12 protein-coding genes are annotated in these 12,467 nt (G+C 67.5%); 8 read left to right on the top strand and 4 right to left on the bottom strand.

What is annotated here, in order from left to right:
- The first annotated feature begins 10 nt into the window (after positions 1 to 10).
- Positions 11 to 469 carry a PGPGW domain-containing protein gene (locus EV649_RS23000; protein WP_130385625.1) on the top strand — a complete coding sequence of 153 codons (459 nt, stop codon included), beginning with the start codon at positions 11 to 13 and terminating at the stop codon, positions 467 to 469.
- Here EV649_RS23000 and EV649_RS22995 read toward each other — a convergent pair.
- Positions 437 to 1,618, bottom strand: a complete 1,182-nt coding sequence (locus EV649_RS22995; protein ID WP_130385624.1) for an FAD-dependent monooxygenase — start codon at positions 1,616 to 1,618, stop codon at positions 437 to 439. The genes EV649_RS23000 and EV649_RS22995 overlap by 33 nt on opposite strands.
- 86 nt (positions 1,619 to 1,704) lie before the next feature.
- Here EV649_RS22995 and EV649_RS22990 point away from each other — a divergent pair, with 86 nt between their 5' ends.
- Positions 1,705 to 2,394: a TetR/AcrR family transcriptional regulator C-terminal domain-containing protein gene (locus EV649_RS22990; protein WP_130385623.1), complete on the top strand. Its 690-nt coding sequence runs from the start codon at positions 1,705 to 1,707 to the stop codon at positions 2,392 to 2,394.
- Here EV649_RS22990 and EV649_RS22985 read toward each other — a convergent pair.
- Entirely contained in the window at positions 2,375 to 3,292 is a 918-nt protein-coding gene (locus EV649_RS22985) for an AraC family transcriptional regulator (protein ID WP_241998544.1), read from the bottom strand. The two genes, EV649_RS22990 and EV649_RS22985, sit on opposite strands and share 20 nt — an antisense overlap.
- Positions 3,293 to 3,491: 199 nt before the next feature.
- Here EV649_RS22985 and EV649_RS22980 point away from each other — a divergent pair, with 199 nt between their 5' ends.
- From EV649_RS22980 to EV649_RS40865, 5 genes are all read left to right on the top strand, one after another.
- Positions 3,492 to 6,269 (top strand): alpha-L-rhamnosidase, encoded by a 2,778-nt coding sequence (locus EV649_RS22980; protein WP_130385622.1) that lies wholly within the window; start codon positions 3,492 to 3,494, stop codon positions 6,267 to 6,269.
- Between the two features lie 52 nt (positions 6,270 to 6,321).
- Complete coding sequence (locus EV649_RS22975; RefSeq protein WP_130385621.1) at positions 6,322 to 7,653, top strand: ABC transporter substrate-binding protein; 1,332 nt, start codon at positions 6,322 to 6,324, stop codon at positions 7,651 to 7,653.
- Between the two features lie 4 nt (positions 7,654 to 7,657).
- Complete coding sequence (locus EV649_RS22970) at positions 7,658 to 8,584, top strand: sugar ABC transporter permease (protein ID WP_130385620.1); 927 nt, start codon at positions 7,658 to 7,660, stop codon at positions 8,582 to 8,584.
- A complete protein-coding gene (locus tag EV649_RS22965) occupies positions 8,581 to 9,432 on the top strand; it encodes a carbohydrate ABC transporter permease (protein WP_130385619.1) in 852 nt (283 codons plus the stop codon). Before EV649_RS22970 ends, EV649_RS22965 begins: the two co-directional genes overlap by 4 nt.
- A gap of 354 nt (positions 9,433 to 9,786) precedes the next feature.
- Positions 9,787 to 9,948, top strand: coding sequence for a hypothetical protein (locus EV649_RS40865; protein ID WP_157996289.1), 162 nt, complete (start codon positions 9,787 to 9,789; stop codon positions 9,946 to 9,948).
- Here EV649_RS40865 and EV649_RS22960 read toward each other — a convergent pair.
- Positions 9,926 to 10,549, bottom strand: a complete 624-nt coding sequence (locus tag EV649_RS22960; protein ID WP_130385618.1) for a class I SAM-dependent methyltransferase — start codon at positions 10,547 to 10,549, stop codon at positions 9,926 to 9,928. The genes EV649_RS40865 and EV649_RS22960 overlap by 23 nt on opposite strands.
- On the bottom strand, positions 10,546 to 11,679 hold the full coding sequence (locus EV649_RS22955; RefSeq protein ID WP_241998542.1) for an aminotransferase class V-fold PLP-dependent enzyme: 1,134 nt from the start codon (positions 11,677 to 11,679) through the stop codon (positions 10,546 to 10,548). Before EV649_RS22955 ends, EV649_RS22960 begins: the two co-directional genes overlap by 4 nt.
- A gap of 25 nt (positions 11,680 to 11,704) precedes the next feature.
- Here EV649_RS22955 and EV649_RS22950 point away from each other — a divergent pair, with 25 nt between their 5' ends.
- Complete coding sequence (locus EV649_RS22950; protein WP_198682636.1) at positions 11,705 to 12,457, top strand: glycerophosphodiester phosphodiesterase; 753 nt, start codon at positions 11,705 to 11,707, stop codon at positions 12,455 to 12,457.
- Positions 12,458 to 12,467 lie beyond the last annotated feature (10 nt).

Genomic DNA, 12,467 nt, shown 5'->3' with positions numbered 1-12,467 from the left:
GTCTGGGGGCGTGGCCGAGAAACAGAGTCCCGACCGCACCGATCACAACATCACGCTCGATGCAGCGGACGACCGGTGGGAATGGCGGAGACGGATTCGCGAGAATCCGCGGAAGTTGATGTTCTACCGGATCGGCGTGGGCGTTCTCGGCGGACTGCTGATCATTGCCGCGCCGTTGACCGGGTGGTTGCCGGGACCGGGTGGGATCCCGTTGTTCATCGCGGGTCTCGCCGTGCTCGCGAGCGAATTCGAGTGGGCGCAGCGGCTGCTGTACCGGGTCAAGGACTGGGTGAAGGCGCTCACCGCCTGGACCGGCAAGCAGCCCGCCTGGCTGAAGGCGCTCGGGACCCTCGCGCTGTTCCTCTGCGTGCTCGTCGCGATCTGGCTGTACATGGCCGTGCTCGGGGTGCCGGGCTGGCTGCCCGACTCGTGGGAGTCATTCCTGCACAAACTGCCCCTGCTGGGCTGAGTAGGTTGGCAGCTCGACCAGTTCGCTCATGTTCTGGGCCATCTTGAGCATCTGGTTCAGGAAGAACGGCCGGTCGAGGATCTTGTTCCGCGCCGCGATCCCGAACCGGGTCGCCGGGGCCATGAACTGGCCCGAGCGGCTGCCGTCCTGGGTCTTCGACACGGCCTTCCGCAGCCGCTCCTCGTAGCGGTCGAAGGCGGTCCGGAAGTCGCCCTGCCCCAGCTCCCCCGCCAGTACGTAGGCGCCGACCACCGCCGTACCGGTCCCGAGCGCGCCGAACGTCGCGCCGTACCCCGCGTCGCCGAGCAGCACGATCCGGTCGGTCGACCAGCGGTCCACGCGGACCCGGCTGATCGAGTCGAAGTACAGCTCCGTTGCCGCTGGCAACGCTTCGAGCAGCTCCGGGACGTGCCAGCCGAGGCCGCTGAACTGCTCCAGCAGGATCGCCTTCTGCTCGTCCAGGTCCCGCCGGTTGTACTCCAGCTCCGGCGACTTGAACACGAACAGCGTCTGCGCCAGCGCCGGATCGCGACGGTCCGCGCCGACGCTCGCGAGCTTCCCGGGCACGTTGTACATCAGCGTGTCGCCAGAGATCCCCAGTGTGTTCGGGACCTCCCAACCGCCCACGTAGTACTCGAGGTGCCGCTCGACGACCTGCTCCGCCGGCCACGCCAGCCGCCGTACGACGGAATGCATCCCGTCCGCGCCGATCACCAGGTCGTACGTCTCCTCGACACCGCTCTCGAACCGCACGTCCACGCCGTCCGCGTGCTCCTGCAGGCTCGCGATCGAGTCGCCGAAGCGGTACGTCGCCTGCTCGCGGCTGTGCTCGTACAACACCCGCGCCAGGTCTGCCCGCAGTACCTCCAGCTCCCCGCCCGCGAACTCGGCGGGCAGCCGCATCAGCTTCCGGCCCGACTCGTCCACGAATCGCATCGCATTCCCACCGGTCTGCAGTGACCGCAGGTCCTCCAGCACGCCCATGCGCTCCAGGACGGTCTTGAACACCTCACCGCGGAAGTCCACCGCGTACCCGCCCTTCCTGAGTGCAGGCGCGATCTCGACCACTGTCACGTCGTGTCCCGCACGGCCCAGCCAGAGCGCCACCGAGGGGCCCGCCACGCTCGCACCCGAAACCAGAACCTTCATAGTCGCCTCCATCGAGAGTAACTGTGTCTGCCGGACACAGTAATGTGTATGGTAGACACAGTTCAAGTCGATAGGGAAGGAAGGCGATGACCGAACTGCTCTGGGGCAAGGAACCGGCGCGGACGCGCGGCCCGAAGCCGGCGATCACGCTGACCGCCATCGCCGAGGTCGCGATCGCGATCGCGGACGCCGAGGGCCTCGACGCGGTCTCGATGCAACGCGTCGCCGGCGAGCTCCCGGTCACGAAGATGGCGCTCTACCGGTACGTCCCCGGCAAGACCGAGCTGGTCGCGGTGATGAGCGACCTGGCGATGGGCGGCCCACCGGACCGCCCCGACCTACCTTGGCGCGAGGCGCTCCACACGTGGGCGATCGACCTGTACGACGGGTTCACGCGGCACCCGTGGCTGCTGCAGTCCACCATCGGCCGCCGTCTGCTCGGCCCGAACGAGCTCGCCTGGATCGAGCGCGGCGTCGCAGCCCTGACCGGCACCGGACTGAGCGGCGGCGAGCAACTGGACTCGATCCTGGTGATCACGAGTCATGTCCGGAACATCGCGCAGCAGTCCACGACCTTCCCGGGGCACACGACCGGACTGACCGAGGAGGACATGCAGCAGTCGCTCGCCGAGATCCTCGCCACCGAGGCCGACCGGTTCCCGCACCTGACCACCGCGATGCGTACGTCGGCGGGCAGCGAGAATCAAGGTCTGGAGTTCGGCCTGGCGCGGATCCTGGACGGCCTCGAGCTGCTGATCAGTGGCCGGACGGGCTGAGCCGGATCCCATTGAAACGTTGCCGATAAACCGACGCGGACAGCCCGTAATGGGACTTGAAGCGGCGGGCGAAGTAGTTCTGGTCGGGCCAGCCGACCGACTCCCCGATCCGGTTGATCGGCAGGTCGGTGTGCAGCAGGCGGTCGGCCGCGAGTTCGACGCGGTGCCGTGACAGGTACGCCATCGGCGGGAGCCCGGTCACCGACTTGAACAGGCGGACCAGGTACCCGGGCGCGAGGTGCAACTCCCCCGCGAGATCGGTCAGCGTCCAGTGCCGGGCCGGGTCGGCCTCCATCATCCGCATCGCGTCGACGACGGCCGGATGGGTGTACTCGCCGCGTTCGTCGGTTTCCGCGACGGTTCGCGCGACGCAACTGAGATACAACGACAGCCAGCCGATGATCTCGCCGCGGTGCCGGCTGAGCGGCTGGTTCCGTAGCCGGCGCAATCCGTCGAGGTGGCCGACCGCCTCCTGCACGGTCGTCGGATCGAGATGGGTGCCGATCATGCCGCGGCGCTGAGCCGAGAAAGGACCGGTCCACAACAGGTAGCCCAGCAAGGGATCCTCACGTGCCCAGGCGAGTTCGCGCCGAACCAGGTCGGCGGAGAAGCAGCAGTTGTAGACCTCGAGCCCGTCGCAATCGACGTACTCGTGCCAGACCCCTGGACGCAGCAGGATCGCGTCGCCGGCCTGCAGCCGCTGGCGCCCGGCGAGGCTGTGATGAACGCCTTCACCGCCTGTGACGAGCAGCAGCTCGAAGAAGCTGTGCGTGTGCAGCGGATGCGCCTTTTCGTGCAGGTGCGGACCCGCGTGCACGACCGTCCCTTCGACGAAGTGCAGCACTGTCCCGCGGGTCCTCACCGGCTCGCCGGCCATCTCGGAACTGTCCTCTGGCATCGCTTCACGATACGAGCCAAGGTGCAGATCGTGCTAGATCGAGTGCACATCGGGCTAGTAGCCGGCGACTGCCGGTCGCAGGATCGGGGAACAGGCGAAACGTCCTCGCCGGTCCATCAGCCAAAGATCGAGCGTTTTGTCAGAGCACCCAATGAATCGTTTCACAGACCGTCCTGATCAGCGCCTTGGTTGGAGTCACATGTCGCAACTCGCCGCACCCACCGCCCTCCGCTTCGAGCATCAGCCTGCACCCGTAGTGGGCCTAGGTACCCCGAGCCCGCGGATCTCCTGGCAGGTCCCGGCCGCCGACGCCGGCTACACACAGACGGCGTACGAGGTCGAGATCACCACCGGAACCACAGAAGTTTTCACCGTCCAGTCCCCCGACCAGGTCCTGGTGCCCTGGCCGGGTGCGGCGCTCGCGTCGCGTGAGTCCGCACAGGTGCGGGTCCGCGTCCGTGGAAATGACGACTGGAGTGAGTGGAGCGAGCCCGCATCGGTCGAGGCGGGTCTGCTCGCACCGGACGACTGGACCGCCCGGTTCGTGAGCCCGAAGAACAACCCGCACGGCTCCCCCGCTCCCCTCATCGCCGGCACCGCGGACCTCCCCGACGGCGTCATGAAGGCCCGCTTGTACGCGACGTCGTACGGCATCTACATCCCCGAGCTCAACGGGCAGCGTGTCGGGAACGAGGAGCTGGCGCCCGGCTGGACGTCGTACCAGTTCCGCCTCCGCTACCAGACCTACGACGTGACCGAGCTTGTTCGACCTGGTGAGAACACGCTCGAGTTCCTCGTCGGCAACGCCTGGTACCGCGGCCGGATCGGCTTCCAGCACCAGAAGCAGCTGTACGGCGAGCGCCTCGCCGTCCTCGCGCAACTCGAGGTCACCACCGAGGACGGGCAGGTCCACACGTTCGCGAGTGACGGCACCTGGACCTCCCGGGAGAGCAACGTCCTCGCCGACGACCTGTACGACGGCCAGACCACGGACCTGCGCAGAGAACCCGGAGAGCGCTCTCTGGTGGACGTTCTCGACGCCGACCTGAACCTGCTCGTCGCTCCCGACGGCCCGCCGGTCCGGATCACCGACGTCCTGCCCGCGGTCGAGATCACCACGTCCCCGGCCGGCAAGACCCTCATCGACTTCGGCCAGAACCTCGTCGGGCGCGTCCGCCTGACGGTCCGCGGCCAGGCCGAGGGCGACGAGATCGTCCTGCGACACGCAGAGGTCCTGGAGAACGGCGAACTCGGCGTCCGCCCGCTCCGCACCGCGAAGGCCACCGACACCTACATCCTCGCCGGACCGGACGAGGTGACCCTCGACTCGCCGCTCACCTTCCACGGCTTCCGGTACGCCGAAGTAACAGGAGTGAGCGCTCTCTCGAAGGACGACATCGTGGCCGTCGTCGTGGGCACGGACCTGCGCCGCACCGGCTGGTTCGAATCCTCCGACGAGCTGCTCAACAAGTTCCACGAGAACGTGGTCTGGGGCATGCGCGGCAACTTCGTCGACGTACCGACCGACTGCCCGCAGCGCGACGAGCGCCTCGGCTGGACCGGTGACATCCAGGTCTTCTCGCCGACCGCGACGTTCCTGTTCGACACCGCCGGCTTCCTCACCAACTGGCTCGCCGACCTGGCCGCAGAGCAGCAGAAGGACGGATCCGTGCCGTACGTCATCCCGGATGTGCTGAAGGACGCACACCCGGCGACCGCGGCTTGGGGTGACGCGGCAACGATCGTGCCCTGGGTGATCTACCAGCGCACGGGCGACGCCGGCCTGCTCGCCCGGCAGCTGCCGAGCATGCGCGCGTGGGTCGACAAGATGGCCGACCTGGCCGGCAGCAACCTGCTCTGGTCCGGCGGCTTCCAGTTCGGCGACTGGCTCGACCCGACGGCTCCCCCGGAGAACGCGTTCAAGGCCAAGGCCGACGCCGACGTGGTCGCGACCGCGCACCTGGCCCGCTCGGCCGAGGTGGTCGCGCAGGCCGCCGAGATCGTCGGCCAGCCCGACGTCGCCCGTCAGTACGCGTCTCTGGCCGACGGCGTCCGGAAGGCGTTCGCCGACGAGTACGTCACCGCCGGCGGCCGGGTACTGAGCGACGCGGCAACGACCTACGCCCTCGCCCTGCAGTGGGCCCTGCTGCCGACCGACACCCAGCGGCGCGGCGCCGGCGAGCGCCTCGCCGACCTCGTCCGCACGTCGAGTTTCCGGATCAGTACCGGATTCGTCGGAACGCCGCTGATCTCCGACGCGCTGGCCGATTCCGGACATCCTGACCTGGCATACCGCCTCTTACTACAGACAGGGTGCCCGTCTTGGCTGTACGCAGTGACGATGGGAGCCACGACGGTCTGGGAACGCTACGACAGCATGCTGCCCGACGGCAGCATCAATCCCGGCGAGATGACGTCGTTCAACCACTACGCCCTCGGCGCCGTCGCCGACTGGATGCACCGCCGGGTGGCCGGGCTGGCCGCGGTCGATCCCGGCTACCGGACCTTCGAGGTACGCCCACTCGTCACCGAGCACCTGACGAAGGCCTCGGCCAAGCACCTCACGCCGTACGGCGAGGCTGCCGTGACGTGGACCCGCGACAACGGTCAGGTCACCCTCTCCGTGACCGTGCCGGTCGGATCCAAGGCCAGCGTCGCCGTACCTGGACAGGACGAGCCGGTCGAGGTCGGTCACGGAACGCACGAGTGGACCGCCGCCGACCCGTACGCCGAGACGCCGGGCGTGCCCGCCGACGCCACGATCCGCCAGCTGATCGACAACGCACCGGCCTGGACCGCGATCGTCGCGGCCGCCATCGAAGACGGAGTCGCCCCTACCGACACCGACCTCACCGGCCGCCTGGAGCGCTACCTCGACAATCCGGCCGCGGAGCTGATCCCCGTGCTCGGCCGCTTCCGCAAGAACCCGGACGCCCAGGCCCTGCAGGCCGAGCTCGACGCACGACTGACCCACTAACCCAACTCACCGACCGCCCCGCTGCCGCGATGTACATCCCTTGGAGGTCATGATGAGGTTCCGCCCAGGAGCCAGCGGTCTCGCACTGCTGGCTGTCTGTTCCCTAACCCTTGCCGCGTGCAGCGCGGGCAGTCTCGGATCCAGCGACGACGCCGGTGGCAGCGGCGCGGTCGAGATCACGTACCTGACCACGAACCAGGACCAGGACGTGAAGGAGGCCGAGCAACTCGCCAAGGACTTCCACGCGAAGAACTCGAACATCACCGTGAAGGTGGAGACCCGGCCGGGTGGCACCGAGGGCGACAACATCATCAAGACCCGGCTGTCCACCGGCGACATGGTCGACATCTTCAACTACAACACCGGGTCGCTGTTCAACGCGATCGCGCCGCAGAAGAACCTGCTCTCGGTCAACGACGAGCCGTGGGTCAAGGACCTGGACGAGAACTTCAAGAAGACCGTGACCGCCGACGGCCAGGTGTACGGCGCACCCGTCGGCGGCTTCCAGGGCGGTGCGGTCCTCTACAGCATCCCGGTCTACGAAAAGCTCGGGCTGCAGATTCCGAAGACCTGGGCCGAGTTCATGGCCAACAACGCCAAGATCAAGGCCTCCGGCGGCGGTGTCGCACCGGTCATCCAGACGTACGGCGAGACCTGGACCTCGCAGCTGTTCGTGCTCGGAGACTTCCACAACGTCTCCTCGGCCGAGCCGGACTTCGCCGACAAGTACACCAAGAACCAGGCGAAGTATGCGACGTCGCCGGCCGCGGTGAAGGGCTTCGAGCACACCGAGGCCGTCCACGACGCCGGCTACGAGAACAAGGACTTCGCCTCCGCCAAACTGCCCGACGGCCTGAAGATGCTTGCCACCGGCAAGGGCGCGCACTACCCGATCCTGTCCGGCGTGGTCGCGAACATGGTCGCCACCTACCCGGACGCGGCCAAGTCGGTCGGCCTGTTCGCGTTGCCTGGTGACGACGCGAGCAAGAACGGCCTGACGCTGTGGACGCCGGGCGGCCTCTACATCCCCAAGTCCACCGAGGGCGCCAAGCTGGACGCGGCAAAGAAGTTCCAGGCCTTCGTCGCCAGCCCGGACGGCTGCAAGTCGCAGAACGCGGCGGGCGCACCGACTGGTCCGTACGCGGTCAAGGGCTGCACGCTCGGGGACGACGTACCGCGGGCGATCAAGGACATGCAGCCGTACCTCGACAAGGAGGGTTCGTCCAGCCTCGCCCTGGAGTTCCTGTCACCGGTGAAGGGCCCGTCGCTGGAGCAGATCACCGTCGAGGTCGGGTCCGGCATCCGGAAGGCGAAGGACGGCGCGGCCCGGTACGACGAGGACGTCAAGAAGCAGGCCCAGCAGCTCGGGCTGGCGGGTTGGTGAGGTTATGACCGTTACCTCGGCCCATCCTCAGGACCGCGTTGACTCGACCCCGGCCGCGCCCGCGGCCGGGGGGAAGGTCTACACGCCGTACTCGTTCTGGTTCTACCTGCCGACCGCGGTGATCTACACCGTGCTGTTCCTGGTCCCGACGTTCGCGTCGTTCTACTACAGCCTGACCCGGTGGAGCCTGTTCGAGTCGAAGTTCATCGGGTTCGACAACTTCGTCACGTTCTTCCAGGAGCCGGCGCTGGTCAAGGGCTTCACCAACACCTTGATCTACGCCGTGGTGACGTCGGGTTCGAAGGTCGTGCTCGGTCTGTTGCTCGCCGTCCTGCTGACCTCTCGGATCATCGGCCGCGGGTATCTCCGGTCGGTCGTGTTCTTCCCGGTGCTGGTCAGCACCGTCGGCGTCGGCCTGCTGTTCCAGGTGCTGATGAATCCCGAGCGCGGCATCATCAACGGCGCCCTGGGCGTGTTCGGCATCCAGGGCCCGGGGTGGCTGACCGACCCGAAGTGGGCGCTGATGTCGATCGCCGCGGTCGATGTCTGGAAGGGCGTCGGGCTGGCGACCCTGATCTACATCGCCGGCATCGTGTCGATCCCGCGGGAGTACATGGAGGCCGCCCGGGTGGACGGCGCCGGATCGTGGGAGTCGTTCCGCCGGATCGTGCTGCCGCTGTGCAAGCCGGCCACCGTCACCGTGATCATCCTGTCCCTGATCGGCGGTCTGCGGTCGTTCGAGCTGATCTGGGCGATGACGCGCGGCGGACCCGGGTTCACCTCGGACGTGATCTCGTCGGTGATCTACAAGCAGTACCAGGCCGGGTTCTACGGCCTGTCGACGGCCGGCAACGTGATCCTGTTCGTCATCGTCACCGCGATCATCCTGCCGCTGTCGTGGTTCCTGAACCGGAAGGAGGTGGACATGTGAGTACCGCCGAACTCGTCAACCACCGGCCGGGCCGGAGCTACCTGCTCAGTGCGGTCGCGATCGTGTCCTCGATCGTGGTGTTCATCATTCCGTTCGCCTTCATCGTGCTGACCGCGGTGAAGGACCGGCAGCAGTCCGCGGACCTCGACTTCGCCTGGCCGCATCAGTTCCATTTCGTGCAGAACTTCGTCGACGTGGTCAAGGCCCGCGACTACATGCTGGTGATCGCGTTCATCAACAGCACGATCCTGACCGTGGCCAGCGTCGCCGGGATGGTGGTGCTCGCGGCCATGGCCGGGTTCGTGCTGCAGCGGCGGAAGAGCAAGTGGAACGGCTTCATCAACTTCCTGGTGCTGTCCGGTCTCATCATCCCGCCGGCCGTCGTACCGACGATCTGGGTGCTGCAGAAGCTCGGGCTGTTCAAGACCATGCCCGGGCTGATCCTGATCGAGATCGCGTTCGGGCTGTCGTTCTGCATCCTGTTGTTCCGGGCCTTCGTGGCGACCATCCCGCGGGAACTGGACGAGGCGGCGATCATCGACGGGGCCGGGCCGTTGCGGCTGTTCTTCCGGGTCATCTTCCCGCTGCTCAGATCCGTCATCATCACCGTCGTCGTGGTGCAGTCGGTCAACGTGTTCAACGACTTCGTGAACCCGCTGTACTTCCTGCCCGGCGACAAGAACGCCACCGTCCAGCTGACCCTCTACAACTTCTCCGGCCAGTTCAGCACCCAGTACAACCTGCTGTTCATGGACATCCTGCTGATCACGATCCCGCCGCTGATCATGTTCCTGTTCTTCAATCGGCAGATCGTGGCGGGTATGACGTCCGGAGCGGTCAAGGGCTGACCCTGGCCCGGTGACCCAGCTTCATCCGGTGCCCCGGTTCATCGCCCAGCCCCTGCGGCACTCACTTGTGCACGCCCGCACAGACAACCTCCCGCAAGCCACCGCCAACAACCCAACGAGCCAACACCACGCCGTACCCCGCCCCCCAAACCGGTTCGGGGAGGCCCATTCCCCAAATCAGTAGGGAAAGGCTCCCCAAATTCGCCTCTGGATCCTCCGCGAACCGATTTGGGGAGGCCCACGTCCCAAATCAGTGGGGAAAGGCTCCCCAAACCCGCTTCAGGATCCTCCCCAAACCGGTTTGGGGAGGATGCTCACCGACGGCGGTGGGGTGGGGGTGTCGGGGCGGGCTGGGTGGGCTGGCCACGGGCGTCGGTTGTGGGGCTGGCGCTCGACGTGCCGCTGAACGCCGGTGTCAACACGTTCGCGTACACCGACCGCACCTGGTACGCCGGGTCGACCTCGGCGTACCAGGCACGAACCGACCGAGTGACTACTCCGGCTTACGGACGATGAGCGCCGCCTGGCCCGCGTCCTTCTCGTTGGGCAGCGCCGCGCGCGTCAGGGTCGCCACCTCGGCGAACCCGGCGCTCGCGAGCAGCCCGGCGACGTCCGCGACGTCGTACATATAGACCTCGAGGTCGATGTCATGACCGTAGGCGTTCGTCAGATGTCGGCTGCCGTCGCCGACCTTGAAGCCGTGCACGAGGTGGCCGCCGGGCCGCAGCACGCGGAACAGTTCCGCGAACACCGCCGGCAGGTCCTCGCGTGGAGTGTGAACGAGCGAATACCACGCGAGGGCCCCGGCCAGCTCACCGTCCTTCAGGTCCAGGTCGAACAGCGACCCGACCTCGAACCGCAGCTCCGGGTACTCCCTCCGGGCCACCTCGATCATCCCCGGCGTCAGATCGACCCCGAACACGTCCATCCCCCGGCCGGCCAGGTACGTCGTGATGCGCCCGGTGCCGCACCCGAGATCTCCCACCGGCCCGTCCGGGACCAGCTGGCGGAAGTAGTCGAGGGCACCTTTCTCGAACGGATCCGCGTGGTGGTAGTCCTTCAGAATGGCGTGGTAGTCGGTGGCAGCGGCGTTGTACGACCCTTGAATATCGTTCACGCCAGAACCTTAGGAAGGCCCTCCGACAGTTTCTCGTAGTCCGCGATCGAGTTGTACGCGTGCGCCGAGAGGCGGATGAATCCACGGTCGTCGAAGCCGGTGAGCGTGATCTCGGCCTTCAGCTCGCGGGACACGCACAGCTTCAGTTCGGGGCCGCCGGCGAGGTCGAACGAGGACGGCAGCTCGACCAGGCGCATCGTCGCCGGCGGGTGCGCCACCTCGGCCACGCCGGTCCCGAGCGCCTTCGCCAGCACCTTCGCGCCCTCCTCGACCAACGTGGTCAGCTGCGGGCGACGCGTCGGCCAGTCCAGGTCGGCCAGGACCCCCAACGACTCCGGCGCGGCGATCCACGGCACGTAGTCGTACGTGCCGAGCATGTCGAAGCGTTCCGGCATCCGCTCGTCGTACTCCGACCAGGACACGATCAGCGGCATCGACGCCGTACGCCACTGCTCAGCGACGACGAGCCCGGCCGTTGCCCGTGGAGCGGCCGGCCACTTGTGGAAGTTGCCGGTCCAGAAGTCGGCGCCGCCGGCGGCGGGTGCGTCGATCAATGCCGGTGCGTGCGCGCCGTCGACCACGACCGGTACGCCGCGCTCGTGGGCGGCCGCCACCAGCGCATCGATCGGGAACACCTTCGCCGTACCCGAGGTGATCTGGTCCACGATCAGGACGGACGCGCCGTCGAGGCGGTCCGCGATCAGCGCGACCACGGTCTCGTCGTCGGCCTCGATCGGGATCTCGACGATCACCACCTCCGCGCCGTGCGCCTTCCCGAACCGCTCGGCCGCGAACCGCACCGCGCCGTACGCATGGTCGGTCAGCACGATCCGGCTGCCGGCCGGGATCGGCAGCGTCTGAAGCGCGACGGTCACGCCGGCGCTCGCGTTCGGGACCAGCGCGAACCCGTCCGGGTCGGTTTCCAGGTACGCCGCCAGCGCCAGGCGGCTCGCGGTCAGCCGGTCGGCGACGGTTCGGAACCAGACCATCGGGTTGGCGTCCATCTCGGCGCGGAGGCCGGCCATCACCTCCTGCGTGCGGCGCGGCACGGCGCCGTACGAGCCATGGTTGAGGTGCAGAACATCGGGATCGAGAGTCCACAGATCGGGGCGGGAGCGGAGTACTGTCACCACCCAAACGGTACATACTGCACAGGTGTACCCCTACCTCGACCATGACGGACCGATCGCGATGGCCCATCGAGGCGGCGCCAAGCACCCGGACAACATCGGCTACGAGAACTCGCTGCACGCGTTCCAGCACGCCGTCGACCTCGGGTACCGGTACCTGGAGACCGACCTGCACGCGACCAGCGACGGCGTCGTGATCGCGTTCCACGACAACAGGCTCGACCGGGTCACCGACCGGACCGGGGTGATCGCGGAGCTGCCGTGGTCGGAGGTCAGCAAGGCGAAGATCAACGGCCACGAGCCGATCCCCCGCCTGGACGCGCTGCTCGAGCACTTCCCGGACGTCCGGTTCAACCTGGACATCAAGGCCGAGGGCGGCCTGGAGCCGGCCGCGAAGGTCCTGCGGGCGGCGAAGGCGATCGACCGGGTCTGTGTGTCGTCGTTCTCCCAGTCGCGGGTCCGCCGGATCCGCAAGCTGCTCGGGCCGCGGCTGTGCACCGGGTACGGCGAGTGGGAGATCGTCCTGATCCGCTTCCTGCCGTTCGCGCTGAAGGCCCGCGGCGCCTGCCTGCAGATCCCCGAGGGGTACGGCGCGTTCCACGTGCTCACGCCCGGTCTGATCAAGCGCGCGCACTCCCGCGGCAAGCAGGTGCACGTCTGGACGGTCGACGACCCGCACGCGATGCGCCGGATGCTCGACGCCGGCGTCGACGGCCTGATCACCGACCGCACCGACCTGCTGCGTGATGTCCTGATGGAGCGAGGTCAGTGGCACTGAAGTGTTATCC

Source organism: Kribbella sp. VKM Ac-2569 (genome assembly GCF_004216905.1).
Lineage (GTDB): Bacteria > Actinomycetota > Actinomycetes > Propionibacteriales > Kribbellaceae > Kribbella.
Note: the sequence above shows the minus strand (reverse complement) of the source record. Positions and strands in the feature narration are given on the sequence as shown.